The organism is Edwardsiella sp. EA181011 (assembly GCF_000800725.1).
GTDB lineage: Bacteria > Pseudomonadota > Gammaproteobacteria > Enterobacterales > Enterobacteriaceae > Edwardsiella > Edwardsiella anguillarum.
This window is the reverse complement of record NZ_CP011364.1, coordinates 402847-424385: the sequence shown is the minus strand read 5'-3', so window position 1 is coordinate 424385 and position 21539 is coordinate 402847. Positions and strand designations below refer to the sequence as shown.

Below are 21539 nucleotides of genomic sequence, written 5' to 3'. Positions count from 1 at the left end.
GCCCCCGATCCGCGGTGGCAGAGTATCGGTCGCCGCCAGCCAGCCTGGTGCCCGGGTAATGGCGCTGATCAGCGCGATGTTGCCGGCGCCGCAGCAAAAATAGGCTGGCGTATTACGACCCTTTATGCTGCGGCACGCTGTCGGCGACGTCCGCCAGATAGATTTCGCTGCCCTGCTCCCGGAACTGCTGTGCCATTTGTGCCATGCCGGGGTCGGCCTCCTGCTGGCGCGCGGCGTGCTCGCGTACCTCTCGAGATATCTTCATGGAGCAGAACTTCGGCCCGCACATCGAGCAGAAGTGGGCGAGCTTACCGGATGCCTGCGGCAGGGTGGCATCGTGATAGGCGCGCGCCGTCACCGGATCGAGCGCCAGATTGAACTGATCCTCCCAGCGGAATTCGAAGCGGGCCTTGGACATGGCGTTATCGCGAATTTGCGCGCCGGGATGTCCCTTGGCCAGATCGGCGGCGTGGGCCGCGATCTTATAGGTGATGAGCCCCTGCTTGACGTCATCCTTATCGGGCAGTCCCAGGTGCTCCTTGGGCGTGACATAGCACAGCATCGCGCAGCCGAACCAGCCGATCATGGCGGCACCGATGCCGGAGGTGAAATGGTCGTAGCCGGGCGCGATGTCGGTCGTTAACGGCCCCAGGGTATAGAAGGGGGCCTCGTGGCAGTGGCTGAGCTCTTCTTCCATATTTCGCTGGATCATGTGCATGGGGACATGGCCCGGCCCCTCGATCATCACCTGCACATCGTATTCCCAGGCGATGCGGGTCAGCTCGCCCAGGGTATGCAGCTCGGCGAACTGGGCCGGATCGTTGGCATCCTGGATCGATCCGGGCCGCAGGCCGTCGCCGAGTGAAAGCGCGATGTCATAGGCACTACAGATCTCGCAGATCTCGCGGAAGTGGGTATAGAGGAAGTTCTCCTGATGGTGCGACAGGCACCACTTGGCCATGATGGCGCCGCCGCGCGATACGATACCGGTCAGGCGCTCGGCGGTCATCGGAATGAAGCGCAGCAGCAGGCCCGCGTGCAGAGTGAAATAGTCCACGCCTTGCTCCGCCTGTTCTAACAGCGTATCCCGGACCAGCGGCCAGTCAAGGTTCTCGGCGATGCCGTTGACCTTCTCCAGCGCCTGATAGATGGGGACGGTACCGATGGGCACCGGGCTGTTGCGGAGGATCCACTCACGCGTCTCATGAATGTAGCGGCCGGTAGAGAGATCCATCACGGTATCGGCGCCCCAGCGGGTGGCCCACACCAGCTTTTCGACCTCTTCCTCTATAGAGGAGGTGACAGATGAGCTGCCGATGTTCGCGTTGACCTTCACCAGAAAGTTACGCCCGATAATCATTGGCTCTGACTCGGGGTGGTTAATATTGGCCGGAATGATGGCGCGCCCGGCGGCGACCTCGTCCCGGACAAACGCCGGCGTGATATTGTCCGGCAGGTGGGCGCCGAAGGCGATCCCCGGGTGCTGCTGACGTAAAACGGCACTGCGAATGCGCTCGCGCCCCATATTCTCACGCAGCGCGATAAACTCCATCTCCGGGGTGATGATACCCTGTCTGGCATAGTGCAGCTGCGTGACCCGGTGTCCCGGCCGCGCGCGGCGTGCGGGAGAGCGCTGGTCAAAACGCAGCGTCTCCAGATCCTGATCGGCTTGGCGGCGGCGGGTATAGTCTGAGCTGCGCCCCGGCAGGATCTCGCTGTCGTTGCGCTCCGCAATCCAGGCGCGGCGTATGGCTGGCAGCCCGCGGCGCAGATCGATCTCCGCCTGCGGATCGCCATAGGCGCCGGAGGTGTCGTACACCGCAATCGCCTCATTATCACGCCACTGCGGCTGCTCTGGCGTCCCACCGATCAGGGTGGGGCTCAGGGCAATTTCGCGCAGGGGGACTCGGAGATCCGCGCGTGAGCCCTGTAGGTAGATGCGTTGGGAGCTGGGATAGGCTTGCGCCTGGAGAGTATCGATAAAGGCCTGAGCCTGAGCTCGGCGCTGGCGACGCGGTGCGTCGCGGTGAGTAACGGTAGACATAGCAAATTCCTGCCATCAACGGTGTTACAGGGAAAAATTGCTTGTCTGGAGCTCGGAGAGGAGTAATGAATAGTGGTGAACGTTGCAAAAGGGCCTGAGCCCGGTTCAGCGTGATAATTACTCTTGTTCCCTTCGTGGGTATTAACCCAATCAGGTTCCGCGGATCCCGAATCAACGGTCTCAGCCTGTGATACGGCGTATCAGCTAGGCACTCCGACAAGATAGCGCAGCGCAGGCGGAGCCTATGCTGCGGGAGCCAGTGTAAGGAGCGGCCTGCGAAACTGCAAGCATTGTTAATAATATGTTTAGTAATAACGTAGAATTGATGCGGCGCTGCCTGCGCAGGGGAGGTCAGCGCGTCCATCGAGCGTAAGGGGTGTATACGGTGACAGTGGCACAGCAAGTGAGTGACGGTGATAGCGGTTGGTGGGTGGTCAGCGATCGGGGGCGTATCTGGCTGCCGGAGGGCGAACTGCCATACGGTAGCGCCGCGCAGTGGCATTTGGTTGGCAAGATGGCGTATCGCATCGGCGAGTGGCAGGGCATGCCGGTATGGCTGCTGTGCCTGGCGTATCCGCAGGACATGGTATCGGTGCGCCAGCTGATCGATACCGATCGCGGCCTGTTTCAGCTGGTCGGGCGCGGCGTGCAGCTGGCGGCATTTTTTCAGTCCCACCGTTTCTGCGGCTACTGCGGGCATCCGATGCACGCGAGCCAGCAGGAGTGGGCACGCCTATGCACCCATTGTCAGCAGCGCTATTACCCACAGATCGCACCCTGCATCATCGTTGCCATTCGCCGTGATGATCATATTCTGCTGGCGCGGCATAATCGCCACCGTAACGGAATCTATACCGTACTGGCGGGCTTTGTCGAAGTGGGAGAGACCCTGGAGCAGGCGGCGGCGCGGGAGATTTTTGAGGAGAGCCGGCTGCAGGTGAAGAATCTGCGCTATGTGACCTCACAGCCGTGGCCGTTTCCCCATTCGCTGATGATGGCTTTTCTGGCCGACTACGCCGCCGGCGATCTGTGCCACGATCCCAAAGAGCTGCAGGAAGCCGATTGGTATCGCTATGATCGTTTGCCACAGCTTCCCCCTGCAGGCACCGTGGCCCGCCGCCTGATCGAAGACACCGTCGCGCTGTGCCGGGCGCAGCATGAATAAGCAGCGCGCATGTTACAATGCCATCAAATAATAATGGGAGCCGAAGGATGACCGAACTGAAAAACGATCGCTACCTGCGCGCGCTGCTGCGCCAGCCGGTTGATGTGACCCCGGTATGGATGATGCGTCAGGCGGGGCGCTATCTGCCGGAGTACAACGCCACCCGCGCGCAGGCCGGTAATTTTATCGCCCTGTGCAAAAATGCCGAGCTGGCCTGCGAGGTAACGCTGCAGCCGCTGCGTCGTTTCCCGCTGGATGCGGCTATCCTGTTTTCTGACATACTGACCGTGCCGGATGCCATGGGGCTGGGGCTCTACTTCGAGACCGGCGAGGGGCCGCGCTTTACTCATCCTGTGACCTGTCACGCGGATATCCAACGGCTTCCGATCCCCGATCCTGAACAGGAGCTGGGCTATGTCATGGACGCGGTGCGTACCATTCGTCGCAGTCTGCGCGGTGACGTACCGCTGATCGGCTTCTCCGGCAGCCCCTGGACGCTGGCGACCTATATGGTAGAGGGCGGCAGCAGCAAGGCCTTTACTAAAATTAAGAAGATGATGTACTCCGATCCGGCGGCGCTGCATCTGCTGCTGGATAAGCTGGCGCAAAGCGTCATTCTGTATCTGAATGCGCAGATCCGCGCCGGGGCGCAGGCGGTGATGATCTTTGATACCTGGGGGGGCGTGCTGACCGGGCGCGACTATCGCGAGTTCTCTTTGCGCTATATGCACCAGATCATCGATGGCTTACAGCGTGAGAGCGAAGGTCGTCGGGTGCCGGTGACGCTATTCACCAAGGGCGGCGGTCAGTGGCTGGAGGCGATGGCTGATACGGGCTGCGATGCCTTGGGACTGGACTGGACCTGCGATATCGCGGATGCCCGCCGTCGGGTTGGCGATCGGGTGGCGCTGCAGGGCAATATGGATCCCTCTCTGCTGTATGCGCCGCCGGCGCGCATTGAGCAAGAGGTCGAGACGATCCTGGCCGGCTTCGGGCAGGGCGAGGGACACGTGTGCAACCTGGGGCACGGTATTCATCCGGATGTCCCTCCCGAGCACGCCGGCGTGTTTGTTGATACGGTGCACCGGCTGTCCGTACCTTATCATCGCTGATGGGACATTAACCGATGGATTTGCAGGCGTTACGCAGTGAGCAGCGGGCCCGGGCGGTACAGGTGGAGCGGGCGGATCGCTGGGAGACCCCGGTATTGATCGCCGGCGCCGACGTTGGGTTTGAGCAGGATGGCGCGGTGACCCGCGCCGCACTGGCCGTACTGCGCTACCCTGAGCTGACGCTGGTGGAGTATCAGGTCGCCCGCATTGAGACCCTGATGCCCTATATTCCCGGCTTTCTCTCGTTTCGTGAGTATCCAGCTCTGCTACAGGCGTGGGGGCAGCTGCGGCACCGCCCCCAGCTAGTGATGGTGGACGGCCATGGGATCGCCCACCCGCGCCGTCTTGGGATTGCCAGCCACTTTGGCCTGCTGGTCGATGTGCCCACTATCGGGGTTGCCAAACGGCGTCTGTGCGGACAGTCGGCGCCGCTGGATGAGACGCCGGGGTCGGTGGTGGCGCTCATGGATGGGACCGAGCAGCTTGGTTGGGTGCTGCGTAGCAAGGCTCGCTGTAACCCGCTGTTCATCTCCGGCGGCCATCGCGTGAGTACGGACAGTGCGCTGGCGTGGGTACAGTGCTGCCTGCGCGGATACCGCCTACCGGAGCCGACTCGCTGGGCCGATGCCATCGCCTCGCGACGCCCGGCCTTTCTACGCTGGCAGGCCGCCCAGCCGCGATCGGCGGTTCAGGTGGAATAAATGTAAACGGATGATGGATAAAGATTCCTATAATCAGGCGCAGTCGTAGGGTTTTTCCCGCAATTCGGTTAGACTGCGCCGCAGATAATCGAGAGAGACTTCAGCATGCTGCGTAATCCCATTCATAAACGTCTGGAAAAGTTGGAAAGCTGGCAACAGCTGACCTTTATGGCTTGTCTTACTGAGCGGATGTACCCCAACTACCAGGCTTTTTGCCAGCAGAGCGCCTTTGGCGAGGCGGCAGTGTATCGCCGTATTCTGGATCTGGTCTGGGAGCTTCTGACGGTGAAAGACGTCAAGATTAACTTCGACAGCCAGCTGGAAAAGCTAGAGGCGGCGATCCCCGATGCCGATGCCTACGATATGTATGGCGTCTATCCGGCGATCGATGCCTGCGTTGCGCTGAGTGAGATCCTGCACGCGCAGCTGGGCGGCGAGATGCTGGCGCATGCCATTGCCGTGAGCGAAACCTCTCTGTATACGGTTGGCATGCTGGAAATGACGCAGTCTGGGCGCGAAATGAGCGACGATGAACTGAAGACATTACCGGCGATCCAGGATGAACTGGACATTCAGTGGGAGATTTATCGCCTGCTGAGCGAAGCGGAAGAGCGCGATCTGGAACTGATAAAAGGGCTGCGCGCAGACCTACGTGAGGCAGGTGTGAGCAATATTGGTATTGAATTAGCGCAATAAGACGGCAAAACGTGATTTAACACCTGATTTGTCGCCCTATAAGGCTTCACATTCGCCCCCCGCTTGTTCTACATTTGGGGGGCGTAAAAGAAGTGGCTATCGGTGCGTGTATGCAGGAGAGTGCTGTCAATCGGCATATCCGTCGCACTCGATGCTTTGCAAACGATAAACACACTGTAAGGATAACTTATGAATAAGACTCAGCTGATTGATGTAATTGCAGACAAGGCCGATCTGTCCAAGACCCAGGCGAAAGCCGCTCTGGAGTCTACCCTGGCTGCTATTACTGAGTCTCTGAAAGCAGGCGATGCCGTACAATTGGTTGGTTTCGGTACTTTTAAAGTGAATCATCGTAACGAGCGCACTGGCCGTAACCCGCAGACCGGCAATGAGATCAAAATTGCCGCCGCCAACGTACCGGCGTTCGTTTCTGGCAAGGCATTGAAAGACGCGGTTAAGTAATAAGTCACGCGTGGTAAGCGCAGAATATGTAGTTGAGGGGGCGATGACGCCCCTTTTGTCTATGTGCCGTCGGGTACGTGGGCTGTTGCCGGTCGCACTGCTGCTGACCGGCTGCCATTCCGCTGCGCCGGTGGCGCCGTTTACCGCGACGGGCTATATCGCGGACGGCGGGATCGTTCGACTCTGGCGCCTGGAGGGGGCGGGACATCAGCCTCAGGCGATGATGCGGGTATTTACCCCGCTGGATGGCACTGAGACACAGATCGATCGCTATACCTACCGCGACGGACATCTGTACCAGATCCTGCAGCAGACGGGACAGGGTAATGACGATGTGCTGCAGCTGCGCTTCGATATGCAGGGCGCGCTGAGCTATATGCAGCGTCTGCGCAATGGGAGCAAGGAGATGCCGGGGAGCGACGAGGTCGCCAAAGCCCAGTATCAGGCCCGCCATGCGCAGGAGATGGCGGCGACGCTGGTGGCCGGTGGGGTAAATCTCATCCAGGGGCGTTGGCAGGGGGGAATATTTACGCGCTGCGATGGTCAGGTCGCGCCGCTGCCGCTCTCCGGCTGGCAGGCGGCACAGCTGGCGCGGCGAGAAGCCAATAGCCGTGGCCCGCTATGGGTGGCCTGGCTGTCGGCTCCGGAGGGCGCGCAGCTACTGCAGGTCGCCAATCATAACATCTGCGCCTGGGCACCGACGGAAAAAACAGTGTAAAAGCCGGCTTAGCGCCGGCTTGATAGTCTGAGCGCTAGCGCTGTAGCGCCCGGTAGCCGATATCGCGGCGGCAGAATCCGCCCTCCCAGCTCAACGTATCGGCCAGACGGTAGGCATTGCGCTGCGCTTCGGCAATGTCCTCGCCCAGCGCTGTCGCGCACAGTACTCGTCCACCGCAGGTTTCGACCTCGCCCTGTGCATTCAGCCGGGTTCCGGCGTGAAACACCTTGGCCTGCGCGCTGCCAGGGGGGAGACCGTGAATGACGTCGCCCTGACGATAGTCGCCCGGGTATCCGCCCGCGGCCAATACGACGCCCAGCGCGGGGCGCGGATCCCATGCCGATGACTGGCGATCCAGGGTGCCGTTGGCACCGGCCAGGCACAGCGCGACCAGATCGGACTGCATGCGCATTATGATGGGCTGGGTCTCCGGATCGCCAAAGCGACAGTTAAACTCAATGACCTTTGGCTCGCCGTCGGCAGAGATCATCAGGCCGGCATACAGGAAACCGGTATAGGGGGCGCCCTCCTGCGCCATACCGCGTACGGTTGGCCAAATCACCTGCTCCATGACCCGCTGATGCACCGCGTCGCTGACCACCGGCGCCGGCGAATAGGCTCCCATACCACCGGTATTGGGGCCGCTGTCACCATCGCCAACTCGCTTATGATCCTGGCTGGTGGCCATCGGCAGCACGTGTTCGCCGTCGACCATCACGATAAAGCTGGCCTCTTCTCCTTCCAAAAACTCCTCGACGACAATGCGGTGCCCTGCATCGCCAAAGGCGTTACCGGCCAGCATATCGTGGACGGCGGCTTCGGCGTCCTCCTGCGTCATCGCGACGATCACCCCTTTACCTGCGGCCAGTCCATCGGCCTTGATCACGAGCGGTGCGCCCTGTTCACGCACGTAGGCCAGCGCCGGCTCGATCTCGGTAAAATTACGGTAGGTGGCGGTAGGGATACGTTGACGCGCCAGGAAGTCTTTGCTGAACGCTTTGGAACCTTCGAGGCGGGCGGCGCTTTGGCTCGGGCCGAAGATAGTCAGCCCCGCCGCGCGGAAGGCGTCGACCACCCCGAGCACCAGCGGCGCCTCTGGGCCGACGATAGTGAGCCCGACCTGATGGTGCAAAGCAAACGCAACCAACGCATCGATATCGGTCGCGGCGATATCGATGTTCTCCAGCGCAGGCTCCTGCGCAGTGCCGGCGTTGCCCGGCGCGACAAATACGCGTTCGGCCAGCGGAGACTGGGCTGCTTTCCAAGCCAGGGCATGTTCACGCCCACCGCTGCCGATAATCAAAATATTCATGATGGTCACCTGTGAGCCGCGGGAGGCCCGCGGCGATTAGCTTAGTGGCGGAAGTGGCGCATGCCGGTAAAGATCATGGCGATGCCGTGTTCGTTAGCGGCGGCAATGACCTCGTCATCGCGGATAGAGCCCCCCGGCTGGATGACGCAGCGGATCCCGACGGCGGCGGCGGCATCGATACCGTCACGGAATGGGAAGAAGGCATCGGATGCCATCACGGATCCGGCGACCTGTAGACCCTCGTCCGCGGCTTTGATACCGGCAATTTTGGCTGAATAGACCCTGCTCATCTGTCCGGCCCCGATGCCAACGGTCATGTTATCCCGTGCATAGACGATGGCGTTGGACTTAACAAACTTGGCGACTTTCCAGCAGAACAAGGCATCGCGCAGCTCCTGCTCGCTGGGCTGGCGTTCGGTGACCACGCGCAGATCGGCGACATCCACCATGCCCAGATCGCGATCCTGCACCAATAGCCCCCCATTGACCCGTTTAAAGTCCAGACCGGGGACGCGTGCCTCCCACGCGCCGCAGGCCAGAACACGCACGTTTTGCTTGGCGCTGAGGAGATCCAGGGCGTCCTCTGTCACATGGGGTGCGATGATGACCTCAACGAATTGGCGCGCGATGATGGCCTGAGCGGTCTTGGCATCCAGCGTACGGTTAAAGGCTATGATGCCGCCAAAGGCGGAGGTGGGATCGGTCTGGTAGGCACGCTCATAGGCATCGAACGGATCGTCGCCGAGCGCAACGCCGCAGGGGTTGGCATGTTTGACGATGACGCAGGCCGGCTCGGCAAATCTCTTGACGCACTCCAGCGCGGCGTCAGTATCGGCAATGTTATTGTAGGACAGCGCCTTCCCCTGAAGCTGCTGGGCAGTAGCGATGCAGGCTTCAACCTGTGGCTCTTCAATATAGAAGGCGGCCTGCTGGTGGCCGTTTTCGCCGTAGCGCATATCCTGTTTTTTTACTAGGTTAAGGTTTAGCGTCCGCGGGAAGCGGCCGCTTGGACTATGGATATCGCCGTGGTAGGGGGCGACCAGCGAACCAAAGTAGTTGGCGATCATACTGTCGTAGGCGGCCGTATGCTCAAAGGCCTTAATGGCTAGGTCGAAGCGGGTGGCCTGCGTCAGGGCTCCGTGGTGGGCATCCATTTCGGCAATAATGTTCTCAAAGTCACCGTTGTTAACCACGATAGCCACATCGTTATGGTTCTTCGCCGCGGAGCGCACCATGGTCGGCCCGCCGATATCGATATTCTCCACCGCGTCCTCCTGCGAACAGTCGGGACGCGCAACGGTTTGAGCAAAGGGATAGAGATTGACGACGACCATATCGATGGGCTGAATACCATGCTGCTGCATAACGGCTGCGTCGCGATCGCGACGTCCGAGGATCCCACCGTGAACCTTGGGATGCAGGGTCTTGACACGTCCATCCATCATCTCAGGAAAGCCCGTGTAGTCGGAAACCTCGGTAACCGGCAGGCCGGCCTGTGACAGGAGGCGGGCGGTACCGCCGGTGGAGAGCAGTTCAACGCCGCGTAGATGTAAGGCCTGGGCGAATTCGACGATACCGGATTTATCGGAGACACTCAGCAGTGCGCGGCGAACAGGACGACTGTGTTGCATGGTGGTTATATCCCTCGGCAATGGATCGCAGTAAATCCTACTTATATATACCCATTAGAATTTGCTGCGAATGAAGCGGAATGTTGATGCGCGATGATTTTAACGAAAACGTTTGCGTAAAGCTCGACAAATTTTTGCCGGCGCCACCTTTGTGGATAACTCTGTGCGTAATGAGGTATAAGCAGTTCAATTGCTGTGTAATGCGCCATTCGGTTCATTTGGGGCAAAATAGCGGTTGCGCCCGGTAAAACAGGCCCTATAATGCGCCTCCATCGACACGGCACATGTGAACAACATCACAGGATGAGCCGGGGAGAGTGAGAGTGAAACGGTAAATTAAACGTTGACTCTCACCGAGGAAAGCGTAATATACGCCACCTCGACTTGGTAAGGAGAACTTGCTAAGTCACTGCTCTTTAACAAATTATCAGACAATCTGTGTGGGCACTCGCAAGATTCGTATTAAGCATTCCTCGGAATGCCAAAATATTTAAAGTCTTGAAGAGTGACAGCAGTTAATTCATTACGAATAAACAGTTTAATTTCTTTGAGCATCAAGCTTTTAATTGAAGAGTTTGATCATGGCTCAGATTGAACGCTGGCGGCAGGCTTAACACATGCAAGTCGAGCGGTAGCAGGGAGAAAGCTTGCTTTCTCCGCTGACGAGCGGCGGACGGGTGAGTAATGTCTGGGGATCTGCCTGATGGAGGGGGATAACTACTGGAAACGGTAGCTAATACCGCATAACGTCGCAAGACCAAAGTGGGGGACCTTCGGGCCTCATGCCATCAGATGAACCCAGATGGGATTAGCTAGTAGGTGAGGTAATGGCTCACCTAGGCGACGATCCCTAGCTGGTCTGAGAGGATGACCAGCCACACTGGAACTGAGACACGGTCCAGACTCCTACGGGAGGCAGCAGTGGGGAATATTGCACAATGGGCGCAAGCCTGATGCAGCCATGCCGCGTGTATGAAGAAGGCCTTCGGGTTGTAAAGTACTTTCAGTAGGGAGGAAGGTGTGAACGTTAATAGCGCTCACAATTGACGTTACCTACAGAAGAAGCACCGGCTAACTCCGTGCCAGCAGCCGCGGTAATACGGAGGGTGCAAGCGTTAATCGGAATTACTGGGCGTAAAGCGCACGCAGGCGGTTTGTTAAGTTGGATGTGAAATCCCCGGGCTTAACCTGGGAACTGCATCCAAGACTGGCAAGCTAGAGTCTCGTAGAGGGAGGTAGAATTCCAGGTGTAGCGGTGAAATGCGTAGAGATCTGGAGGAATACCGGTGGCGAAGGCGGCCTCCTGGACGAAGACTGACGCTCAGGTGCGAAAGCGTGGGGAGCAAACAGGATTAGATACCCTGGTAGTCCACGCTGTAAACGATGTCGATTTGGAGGTTGTGCCCTTGAGGCGTGGCTTCCGAAGCTAACGCGTTAAATCGACCGCCTGGGGAGTACGGCCGCAAGGTTAAAACTCAAATGAATTGACGGGGGCCCGCACAAGCGGTGGAGCATGTGGTTTAATTCGATGCAACGCGAAGAACCTTACCTACTCTTGACATCCAGCGAATCCTGTAGAGATACGGGAGTGCCTTCGGGAACGCTGAGACAGGTGCTGCATGGCTGTCGTCAGCTCGTGTTGTGAAATGTTGGGTTAAGTCCCGCAACGAGCGCAACCCTTATCCTTTGTTGCCAGCGGTTCGGCCGGGAACTCAAAGGAGACTGCCAGTGATAAACTGGAGGAAGGTGGGGATGACGTCAAGTCATCATGGCCCTTACGAGTAGGGCTACACACGTGCTACAATGGCGTATACAAAGAGAAGCGACCTCACGAGAGCAAGCGGACCTCATAAAGTACGTCGTAGTCCGGATTGGAGTCTGCAACTCGACTCCATGAAGTCGGAATCGCTAGTAATCGTGGATCAGAATGCCACGGTGAATACGTTCCCGGGCCTTGTACACACCGCCCGTCACACCATGGGAGTGGGTTGCAAAAGAAGTAGGTAGCTTAACCTTCGGGAGGGCGCTTACCACTTTGTGATTCATGACTGGGGTGAAGTCGTAACAAGGTAACCGTAGGGGAACCTGCGGTTGGATCACCTCCTTACCTGAAAATACGAAATTGTGTAGTGCTCACACAGATTGTCTGATAGATGTTCGAGCAAACGCGTCTGCGAAGCCGACCCTTGTGTCCCCTTCGTCTAGAGGCCTAGGACACCGCCCTTTCACGGCGGTAACAGGGGTTCGAATCCCCTAGGGGACGCCATTTGCGGTATCGGGTGAAAGACGGTGCCAACAGTATTGCAAAACGGACTTACGAGTCATGTTTGCAATATTTTGCTCTTTAACAATCTGGAACAAGCTGAAAATTCGAAAACAATCGAATTGCTTTTAATAAGTGATTCGAGAGTCTCTCAAATGCTTACAGCACGAAGTGAAACATCTTCGGGTTGTGAGGTTAAGTGACTAAGCGTACACGGTGGATGCCTAGGCAGTCAGAGGCGATGAAGGACGTGCTAATCTGCGATAAGCGTCGGTGAGCTGATATGAAGCATTATTAGCCGGCGATGTCCGAATGGGGAAACCCAGTGCAATCCGTTGCACTATCGTTAAGTGAATACATAGCTTAACGAGGCGAACCAGGGGAACTGAAACATCTAAGTACCCTGAGGAAAAGAAATCAACCGAGATTCCCCCAGTAGCGGCGAGCGAACGGGGAAGAGCCCAGAACCTGAATCAGTTTGTGCATTAGTGGAAGCGTCTGGAAAGTCGCGCGATACAGGGTGATAGCCCCGTACACGAAGGTGCACAGCTGTGAGTTCGATGAGTAGGGCGGGACACGTGTTATCCTGTCTGAATATGGGGGGACCATCCTCCAAGGCTAAATACTCCTGACTGACCGATAGTGAACCAGTACCGTGAGGGAAAGGCGAAAAGAACCCCGGCGAGGGGAGTGAAATAGAACCTGAAACCGTGTACGTACAAGCAGTGGGAGCATCCTTCGGGGTGTGACTGCGTACCTTTTGTATAATGGGTCAGCGACTTATATTTTGTAGCAAGGTTAACCGAATAGGGGAGCCGTAGGGAAACCGAGTCTTAACTGGGCGTCTAGTTGCAAGGTATAGACCCGAAACCCGGTGATCTAGCCATGGGCAGGTTGAAGGTTGGGTAACACTAACTGGAGGACCGAACCGACTAATGTTGAAAAATTAGCGGATGACTTGTGGCTGGGGGTGAAAGGCCAATCAAACCGGGAGATAGCTGGTTCTCCCCGAAAGCTATTTAGGTAGCGCCTCGTGAATTCATCTTCGGGGGTAGAGCACTGTTTCGGCTAGGGGGTCATCCCGACTTACCAACCCGATGCAAACTACGAATACCGAAGAATGTTATCACGGGAGACACACGGCGGGTGCTAACGTCCGTCGTGAAGAGGGAAACAACCCAGACCGCCAGCTAAGGTCCCAAAGTCATGGTTAAGTGGGAAACGATGTGGGAAGGCATAGACAGCCAGGATGTTGGCTTAGAAGCAGCCATCATTTAAAGAAAGCGTAATAGCTCACTGGTCGAGTCGGCCTGCGCGGAAGATGTAACGGGGCTAAACCATGCACCGAAGCTGCGGCAGCGACGCTTAGGCGTTGTTGGGTAGGGGAGCGTTCTGTAAGCCGTTGAAGGTGGCCTGTGAGGGCTGCTGGAGGTATCAGAAGTGCGAATGCTGACATAAGTAACGATAAAGCGGGTGAAAAGCCCGCTCGCCGGAAGACCAAGGGTTCCTGTCCAACGTTAATCGGGGCAGGGTAAGTCGACCCCTAAGGCGAGGCCGAAAGGCGTAGTCGATGGGAAACAGGTTAATATTCCTGTACTTGGTGTTATTGCGAAGGGGGGACGGAGAAGGCTAGACCGGCCGGGCGACGGTTGTCCCGGTTTAAGCGTGTAGGTGTGATGACCTGGCAAATCCGGTCATCTTTAACACTGAGGCGTGATGACGAGGCACTACGGTGCTGAAGTGGTTAATGCCCTGCTTCCAGGAAAAGCCTCTAAGCTTCAGATAACACTGAATCGTACCCCAAACCGACACAGGTGGTCAGGTAGAGAATACCAAGGCGCTTGAGAGAACTCGGGTGAAGGAACTAGGCAAAATGGTGCCGTAACTTCGGGAGAAGGCACGCTGGCACGTAGGTGAAGTCCCTCGCGGATGGAGCCGAAGCCAGTCGAAGATACCAGCTGGCTGCAACTGTTTAATAAAAACACAGCACTCTGCAAACACGAAAGTGGACGTATAGGGTGTGACGCCTGCCCGGTGCTGGAAGGTTAATTGATGGGGTCAGCCGCAAGGCGAAGCTCTTGATCGAAGCCCCAGTAAACGGCGGCCGTAACTATAACGGTCCTAAGGTAGCGAAATTCCTTGTCGGGTAAGTTCCGACCTGCACGAATGGCGTAATGATGGCCAGGCTGTCTCCACCCGAGACTCAGTGAAATTGAACTCGCTGTGAAGATGCAGTGTACCCGCGGCAAGACGGAAAGACCCCGTGAACCTTTACTATAGCTTGACACTGAACATTGAACCTTGATGTGTAGGATAGGTGGGAGGCTTTGAAGTGTGGACGCCAGTCTGCATGGAGCCGACCTTGAAATACCACCCTTTAATGTTTGATGTTCTAACCTGGCCCCGTGATCCGGGGTAGGGACAGTGTCTGGTGGGTAGTTTGACTGGGGCGGTCTCCTCCCAAAGAGTAACGGAGGAGCACGAAGGTTAGCTAATCCTGGTCGGACATCAGGAGGTTAGTGCAAAGGCATAAGCTAGCTTGACTGCGAGAGTGACGGCTCGAGCAGGTGCGAAAGCAGGTCTTAGTGATCCGGTGGTTCTGAATGGAAGGGCCATCGCTCAACGGATAAAAGGTACTCCGGGGATAACAGGCTGATACCGCCCAAGAGTTCATATCGACGGCGGTGTTTGGCACCTCGATGTCGGCTCATCACATCCTGGGGCTGAAGTAGGTCCCAAGGGTATGGCTGTTCGCCATTTAAAGTGGTACGCGAGCTGGGTTTAGAACGTCGTGAGACAGTTCGGTCCCTATCTGCCGTGGGCGTTGGAAGATTGAGAGGGGCTGCTCCTAGTACGAGAGGACCGGAGTGGACGCACCGCTGGTGTTCGGGTTGTGATGCCAATTGCATTGCCCGGTAGCTACGTGCGGAAAAGATAAGCGCTGAAAGCATCTAAGCGCGAAACTTGCCTCGAGATGAGTCTTCCCTTGGGCCTTGAGCCCACTGAAGGAACGTTTAAGACTAAGACGTTGATAGGCTGGGTGTGTAAGCGTAGCGATACGTTGAGCTAACCAGTACTAATGATCCGTGAGACTTAACCTTACAACACCGAAGGTGTTTTTAGAGAGACGAATTTAGCTTGTTCAAGATTGGAACCGATGGCCAGTGATGGCGGTTGGTAAAACAGAATTTGCCTGGCGGCGATAGCGCGGTGGTCCCACCTGACCCCATGCCGAACTCAGAAGTGAAACGCCGTAGCGCCGATGGTAGTGTGGGGTCTCCCCATGCGAGAGTAGGGAACTGCCAGGCATCAAACAAACGGAAAGACCCCATGCGCAAGCATGGGGTCTTTTTGTTTATCGAGGTTTTGCCGGGCAGTGGGTGACTCCTGAGGCGAACCGCGGCGCCGGCCGTGGAGCAGAACGGAACGTCTAGGAAGCGATGTCTGAAAGCCGGGGGCCTTGGGTTTATCCGCCCGGCGACGCTGGCGCTGCCGCACCGGCGTTAGCGGATCTCCCCGATGGGCAATACGCGGCGACCGAGCTGGCCATTGATCACCTCGGCCATGGCCAGGTAGATGGCGCTGGCGCCACAGATGATCCCTTCAACGCCGGCGATATGGAGTAAGCCCGCATTGCCGGTCAGATTGCCATAGGCCAGCAGAAAAAACAGGAGGGTTAGGCTGGCAAAGACAAACTGCAGTGCCCGATTAGCGCGTAGGGTGCCAAAGAACATGAAGAGCGTAAAGATCCCCCATAGCGCCAGATAGGCCGCCAGCGACGGCGGCGTGACGGCATCCGCCAACCCCATTTTGGGTAATAGCAGCAGGGCAACCAGCGTGAGCCAGAATGCGCCATAGGCGGTAAAGGCGGTCAGTCCGAAGGTATTGCCTTTGCGGAACTCCAGCAGTCCGGCGAAGATCTGCGCCAGCCCGCCAAAAAAGATCCCCATTGCGAGGATCATCGCATCCAGTGCGAATATGCCCGCATTGTGCATATTGAGCAGCACCGTGGTCATTCCGAATCCCATTAGCCCCAGCGGCGCGGGATTAGCCAGTTCGTTGTGCATAAAGACTCCTCGTGCCGCGCAGGCAGTATCGGTCCGTGCGGCGTTATGAATGAGGCGGAGCGCGCTTCTCCGCCGTAAGTGCCGCTAACGCGGCTGCATAGCCTGTTTCTCTTCCAGCAGTTTTTCTACGACGCCAGGATCGGCCAGCGTTGAGGTATCTCCCAGATTACTGATATCGCCGCTGGCAATTTTGCGCAGGATACGACGCATGATCTTGCCGGAGCGGGTTTTGGGTAGCGCATCGGTCCAGTGTAGGATGTCCGGTGTGGCAATGGGGCCAATCTCTTTACGTACCCAGTCGCGGACCTCGGCGTACAGCGCGGGCGATGGCTCCTCTCCTACGTTCAGTGTGATATAGGCATAAATCGCCTGTCCTTTAATGCTGTGAGGGATCCCGACGACGGCCGCTTCGGCGATCTTCGGGTGTGCGACCAGCGCTGATTCGATCTCCGCCGTGCCCAGGCGGTGTCCTGAGACGTTGAGTACATCGTCGACGCGACCGGTTATCCAGTAATAGCCGTCTTCGTCGCGTCGGGCACCGTCGCCGCTGAAATACATGCCCTTGAAGGTGGAGAAGTAGGTTTGCTCAAAGCGCTCATGGGCACCAAACAATGTACGCGCCTGTCCAGGCCAAGAGTCTAGGATCACCAGATTACCTTCACAGGCGCCTTCCAAGATCTCCCCGCTGTTATCGACCAGGGCGGGCTGTACGCCAAAAAAGGGGCGGGTTGCCGATCCGGCTTTAAGCACGGTGGCGCCGGGCAGCGGGGTGATCATAAAGCCGCCGGTTTCGGTCTGCCACCAGGTATCCATGATCGGGCAGCGGCCGTTGCCGATGGTATGGTAATACCACTCCCAGGCCTCGGGATTGATCGGTTCGCCGACCGATCCCATTATGCGCAGCGAGGTCCGGCGAGTGCCGGAGACGGCGCGCTGCCCCTCGGCCATCAGCGCGCGGATCGCCGTCGGCGCGGTATACAGAATATTGACCTGGTGCTTGTCTACGATCTGACTGAGGCGATTAATGCCGGGGTAATTGGGGACCCCCTCGAACATCAGCGTTATGGCACCGTTGGCCAAGGGGCCATACAGCAGGTAGCTGTGGCCGGTGACCCAGCCGACGTCCGCCGTACACCAGTAAATATCGCCGGGATGGTAGTCAAACACATACTTAAAGGTGGTCGCTGCGTAGACCAGATAGCCGCCGGTGCTGTGCAGTACACCCTTCGGTTTGCCGGTCGATCCGGAGGTATACAGAATAAACAGCGGATCTTCGGCGTTCATCTCCACCGCCGGACAGTGTTCATCGGCCTGGGCCATCAGCTCATGCCACCAACGATCGCGACCGCTGTCCCATTCGCCCGCGCCGCCGGTACGGCGGAATACCACGACATGGCGCACGCTGTTGACCTGGGGGTGCTGCAACGCTTCGTCGACGTTGCGCTTGAGTGGAATGGTTCGCCCGGCGCGAACCCCCTCATCTGCCGTGATCACCAGTTTGGCTCCAGAGTCGATAATGCGCCCGGCAACCGCCTCTGGGGAAAAACCGCCGAAGATCACGGAGTGAATGGCGCCAATCCGCGCGCAGGCCAGCATGGCAACTGCCGCTTCGACCACCATGGGCATATAGATTGCGACGACGTCGCCCTTTTCTACCTGCAGTGATTTCAGCACATTGGCGAATCGGCAGACCTCAGCGTGCAGCTGGCGATAGGTTACCCTGCGGCTCTCCTGCGGATCGTCGCCCTCCCAGATGATGGCCGTCTGCTCACCGCGTTCAGCCAGATGGCGATCCAGACAGTTGGCCGCTAGGTTGAGGGAACCATCCTCAAACCAACGGATATTGATATGGCCTGGATCGAAGGAGGTATTCTTCACTCGGCTGTAGGGGGTTATCCAGCTGATGATCTGTCCCTGTTCAGCCCAGAACGCCTCGGGATCCTCGACGGAGGCCAGGTACATTTCGCGGTACATTTCCGCATTGATAAAGGCGTGCTGGGCAATATCCGCTGGAACAGGGTAGGTATGGATCTGGCTCATGCTGCGTCTCCGCGCCAATGTTAATAATATGTCAATATAGAGTTAATTTTAGCCTCGGTTAGCGAGTTGTGTATTTTTTGCGCGCACGATCACGTAATAAAACGCAGCGCGGCGCCGCAGTACGGAGAATGTTCCGATGGCGCGAACGTATGCTGAACGACAGTGCATCGCCCCAACTTGGTGCCCCAAATTGGGGCGTGCGAGAGCGTGCGTCGAGGGAGAGGCGGCCATCGGATGTCATGGGCCGTCGCGATATCGTTAAGATTGCCTCTGGTTTTATTCACCGGCGAACTATTGGCTGTATAACAGCATATTGTTCTTTTATTCAGGTTGAATTGTCGCCATCCGGAGGGATATGCCGTCTTGTGGCATAAATTATGCTTATATCGCTAGGGAGTGACGAGCAGCGGGACAGGCTGTGGCGGGGGATCGCCGTCGGGAAGTGGCAAGAGATAAAAAAGGGCGCCGCGGCGCCCAATAAGAATGAGGTGGTAGAGTGACGAAACGATTTAAATTGACCCTGGCGTGGCAGATTGTTACTGCGCTGATTTTAGGGATTGCGGTGGGTGCGGCGCTGCATGATCAAACCGAATCGCGCCAGTGGCTGGTCAGCAACGTGCTGGGACCCGCGGGCGATATTTTTATTCGCCTGATTAAGATGATTGTTATCCCGATTGTGATCTCGACGCTGATTGTCGGGATTGCCGGCGTCGGCGATGCGAAAAAGCTGGGGCGTATTGGCCTGAAGACCATCCTCTATTTCGAGCTGATCACCACGGTGGCCATCGTCGTGGGCATTACGCTGGCTAACCTGTTTCAGCCGGGACTGGGCGTCGATATGAGCCATCTGGCTGCGGTCGACATCTCACAGTATGAGCGGACTACCGAGCAGGTGCAGAGCGGGGCGCACAGCCTGATCGGTACGCTGCTGGCGCTGATACCGGCGAACCTGTTCTCGGCCATGGCAAAGGGCGAGATCTTGCCGATTATTTTTTTCTCTGTGCTGTTTGGCCTGGGGCTCTCTTCTCTGCCGGTAGAGCATAAGGAGCCGCTGCTGCGGGTGTTCCGCGCGGTTTCCGAAAGCATGTTTAAAGTAACCCATATGATCATGCGCTATGCCCCGATCGGGGTCTTTGGCCTGATCTCGGTAACGGTGGCTAACTTCGGCTTTGCCTCGCTGATCCCGCTGGCCAAGCTGGTGCTGTTGGTCTACGCGGCGATCCTGTTTTTTGCCCTGGTGGTGTTGGGCGCAGTGGCTCGCCTGTGTCACCTGCGTATCTGGACGCTGATCGTGATATTGAAAGATGAGCTGATCCTGGCCTACTCCACCGCCAGCTCTGAAACCGTGCTGCCGCGCATTATGGAAAAGATGGAGGCCTATGGCGCGCCGAAATCGATCACCAGCTTTGTGGTGCCGACGGGCTATTCGTTTAATCTGGATGGCTCGACGCTATACCAGAGCATCGCCGCGATTTTTATCGCCCAGCTGTACGGCATTCAGCTGTCGCTCGGTCAGGAGATTATCCTGGTTCTGACCCTGATGGTGACCTCCAAAGGCATCGCCGGCGTCCCCGGCGTCTCGTTTGTGGTGCTGCTGGCGACGCTGGGCAGCGTCGGTATTCCGCTGGAAGGACTGGCCTTTATTGCCGGGGTCGATCGGATTCTGGATATGGCGCGCACGGCGCTGAACGTGGTAGGTAACGCATTGGCCGTACTGGTGGTTGCCAAGTGGGAGCATCAGTTCGATCGCGCTAAGGCGCGCACCTATGAGGCGCGGATGCATACTCCACAGGGCGTGGCACAGCAGGATTTATTATAGCCGCGCGGTGGCGTTGAAAAAAACAAGGGCGGAAAATCCGCCCTTTCTTATACGTTGCCATCCGCGCCAACGCTATTTAGCGCACGCTCCCGCCGGGGATCGGCCCATTGGCTTTGGCGGCCTGGGCCGCATCATCGGGGGCAATGCTGTCGGCCGCCGTCGGGACCGGTTTACTCAGATCGCCGTTGAGCGCCAGCAGATCGTTTTGGTTGAGCGTGCCCAGCGCATACTTGATGTTTAGCTGGCTGATCAGATAGTCATAGCGCGCGTTGGCCAGGTTCTGCTTGGCGTTGTACAGCGCCGTGGTGGCGTTCAGCACATCGACGATGGTGCGGGTGCCTACTTGATAGCCGGCCTGGGTCGCATCCAAGGAGCTTTGTGCTGAGACCACGGCCTGTTTATAGGCAGATACGCCGCTGATGGCGGCAGAGATATTGTTGAAGGAGGAGCGGACATTCTGCACCACGCTGCGGTGGGCGCTGTCCAGGGCCTCGCTGGCGCCGACAAAGTTGTACTGTGCCTGTTTCACCTGTGAGTTGGTGGCGCCGCCGGAATACAGCGGCAGGTTAAAGCTCAGGCCTACGGTGTTCTGTCCCTGATAGCTGCTGCCGTTGCCTCCCCTCAGCGTTTCTTTCTGCGCGTTGGAGAGGGAGTTATAGTCGGTATTGCTGACGCCGGTGGAGGCTGTCAGATTCAGGGTCGGCATATAGCCGGTTTCGGCATACTTGATCTGCTGACGCGCCAGGTCCTGGCTCAGGCGGGCGCTTAACAGCTGTAGGTTGCGCTTCTCGGCCTCTTGCAGCAGCGCTTTCACATCGTCAGGACGCTTGGTGCTGAAGCGATCGATATTCAGAGTGGAGAGCTGCGGATAGTACTGGCCGGTGATCTGGCGCAGGGCCTCCAGCGAGTTATCCAGATTGTTGCGTGCGCTGACCTCTTGGGCCAGCACCTGATCGTACTGCGCTCGGGCGTTCTGTACGTCGGTAATAGCCACCAGGCCGACGTTGAAGCGCTGGGTCGTCTGATCGAGCTGATTGTAAATCGCCTGTTTGTTGGCTTCGGTATAGGTCAGCTGATCGATAGCGCGTAGCACGTTAAAGTAGGCGGTGGCAGTATTCAGCATCAGCGTCTGTTCAGAGGACTGATAGGAGACATCCTGAATCCCGGCCTGCTTTTCGGTCAGCGATAGCTGACGCCATTTGGACATATCGAAGATTGTCTGCGTCAGCGCCAGGGTAGCCCCGTAATTATTTGAGTTCAGGCCGCTGCTGTCGCGAAAGCCGTTGGTATAGGTATAGTCAGCGCCAAGCCCCAGCTGCGGCAGCAGCGGGCTGCGGGACTCATTGATCTTTTCAAACGCAGCGTCGCGGTTAGCGGCGGCCTGACGGAGATCCGGGTTGCTTTCTTTGGCCTGCTGATATACCTGCATCAGGTTTTCTGCCTGACTTAATGCACTGAAGCCACTGAGGCTTAGGCCAATAAGAAGAGGGAGCAGTTTCTTCATTTGCA

The 21539-nt window shown here is 57.7% G+C and carries 13 protein-coding genes, 1 tRNA gene, 3 rRNA genes and 1 riboswitch; of the genes, 11 read left to right on the top strand and 6 right to left on the bottom strand.

Annotated features, from left to right (window positions below):
- Window positions 1–112 precede the first annotated feature (112 nt).
- Window positions 113–2044 carry a phosphomethylpyrimidine synthase ThiC gene (thiC, locus tag QY76_RS01925; RefSeq protein WP_045428271.1) on the bottom strand — a complete coding sequence of 644 codons (1932 nt, stop codon included), beginning with the start codon at window positions 2042–2044 and terminating at the stop codon, window positions 113–115.
- A 110-nt stretch (window positions 2045–2154) separates the two neighbouring features.
- Window positions 2155–2270: riboswitch (TPP riboswitch) on the bottom strand.
- Window positions 2271–2435: 165 nt separating this feature from the next.
- Here thiC and nudC point away from each other — a divergent pair.
- The 6 genes from nudC (at window position 2436) to QY76_RS01895 (ending at window position 6898) form a co-directional block, all read left to right on the top strand.
- The gene (gene nudC / locus QY76_RS01920; RefSeq protein ID WP_034165784.1) at window positions 2436–3209 is read left to right on the top strand and encodes an NAD(+) diphosphatase; all 774 of its coding nucleotides are present in this window, start codon (window positions 2436–2438) and stop codon (window positions 3207–3209) included.
- Window positions 3210–3256: 47 nt separating this feature from the next.
- Window positions 3257–4321 carry a uroporphyrinogen decarboxylase gene (gene hemE, locus QY76_RS01915; RefSeq protein WP_045428274.1) on the top strand — a complete coding sequence of 355 codons (1065 nt, stop codon included), beginning with the start codon at window positions 3257–3259 and terminating at the stop codon, window positions 4319–4321.
- A 14-nt stretch (window positions 4322–4335) separates the two neighbouring features.
- Complete coding sequence (gene nfi, locus QY76_RS01910; protein ID WP_034165778.1) at window positions 4336–5022, top strand: deoxyribonuclease V; 687 nt, start codon at window positions 4336–4338, stop codon at window positions 5020–5022.
- Between the two features lie 105 nt (window positions 5023–5127).
- Window positions 5128–5718, top strand: coding sequence for a YjaG family protein (locus tag QY76_RS01905; RefSeq protein WP_034165777.1), 591 nt, complete (start codon window positions 5128–5130; stop codon window positions 5716–5718).
- Window positions 5719–5907: 189 nt separating this feature from the next.
- Window positions 5908–6180, top strand: coding sequence for a nucleoid-associated protein HU-alpha (hupA, locus tag QY76_RS01900; RefSeq protein ID WP_012847061.1), 273 nt, complete (start codon window positions 5908–5910; stop codon window positions 6178–6180).
- 43 nt (window positions 6181–6223) lie between these two features.
- Entirely contained in the window at window positions 6224–6898 is a 675-nt protein-coding gene (locus QY76_RS01895; RefSeq protein ID WP_225865132.1) for a DUF1481 domain-containing protein, read from the top strand.
- A gap of 34 nt (window positions 6899–6932) precedes the next feature.
- On the opposite strand, the gene purD is transcribed toward QY76_RS01895, so the two are convergent.
- Together purD and purH are read right to left on the bottom strand one after the other, a co-directional pair.
- The gene (purD, locus tag QY76_RS01890; RefSeq protein WP_045428279.1) at window positions 6933–8210 is read right to left on the bottom strand and encodes a phosphoribosylamine--glycine ligase; all 1278 of its coding nucleotides are present in this window, start codon (window positions 8208–8210) and stop codon (window positions 6933–6935) included.
- A gap of 41 nt (window positions 8211–8251) precedes the next feature.
- A complete protein-coding gene (gene purH, locus QY76_RS01885) occupies window positions 8252–9841 on the bottom strand; it encodes a bifunctional phosphoribosylaminoimidazolecarboxamide formyltransferase/IMP cyclohydrolase (protein WP_045428282.1) in 1590 nt (529 codons plus the stop codon).
- A gap of 563 nt (window positions 9842–10404) precedes the next feature.
- On the opposite strand from purH, the gene QY76_RS01880 reads away from it, so the two are divergent.
- The 4 genes from QY76_RS01880 (at window position 10405) to rrf (ending at window position 15412) form a co-directional block, all read left to right on the top strand.
- Window positions 10405–11948, top strand: a 16S ribosomal RNA gene (locus tag QY76_RS01880).
- Between the two features lie 83 nt (window positions 11949–12031).
- Window positions 12032–12107, top strand: a tRNA-Glu gene (locus QY76_RS01875).
- A 190-nt stretch (window positions 12108–12297) separates the two neighbouring features.
- A 23S ribosomal RNA gene (locus QY76_RS01870) occupies window positions 12298–15205 on the top strand.
- Between the two features lie 91 nt (window positions 15206–15296).
- Window positions 15297–15412, top strand: a 5S ribosomal RNA gene (gene rrf / locus QY76_RS01865).
- Together the 16S, 23S and 5S rRNA genes with 1 tRNA gene alongside form the textbook arrangement of a ribosomal RNA operon.
- Before the next feature lie 195 nt (window positions 15413–15607).
- Here the strand turns inward: rrf and satP are convergent.
- The gene (gene satP, locus QY76_RS01860) at window positions 15608–16171 is read right to left on the bottom strand and encodes an acetate uptake transporter (RefSeq protein ID WP_034163050.1); all 564 of its coding nucleotides are present in this window, start codon (window positions 16169–16171) and stop codon (window positions 15608–15610) included.
- An 84-nt stretch (window positions 16172–16255) separates the two neighbouring features.
- On the bottom strand, window positions 16256–18211 hold the full coding sequence (acs, locus tag QY76_RS01855) for an acetate--CoA ligase (RefSeq protein ID WP_045427823.1): 1956 nt from the start codon (window positions 18209–18211) through the stop codon (window positions 16256–16258).
- A gap of 496 nt (window positions 18212–18707) precedes the next feature.
- On the opposite strand from acs, the gene gltP reads away from it, so the two are divergent.
- Complete coding sequence (gene gltP, locus QY76_RS01850; RefSeq protein ID WP_034163048.1) at window positions 18708–20030, top strand: glutamate/aspartate:proton symporter GltP; 1323 nt, start codon at window positions 18708–18710, stop codon at window positions 20028–20030.
- 76 nt (window positions 20031–20106) lie between these two features.
- Here the strand turns inward: gltP and tolC are convergent, their stop codons facing one another.
- Window positions 20107–21534, bottom strand: a complete 1428-nt coding sequence (gene tolC, locus QY76_RS01845; protein ID WP_045427820.1) for an outer membrane channel protein TolC — start codon at window positions 21532–21534, stop codon at window positions 20107–20109.
- Between the last annotated feature and the right edge of the window lie 5 nt (window positions 21535–21539).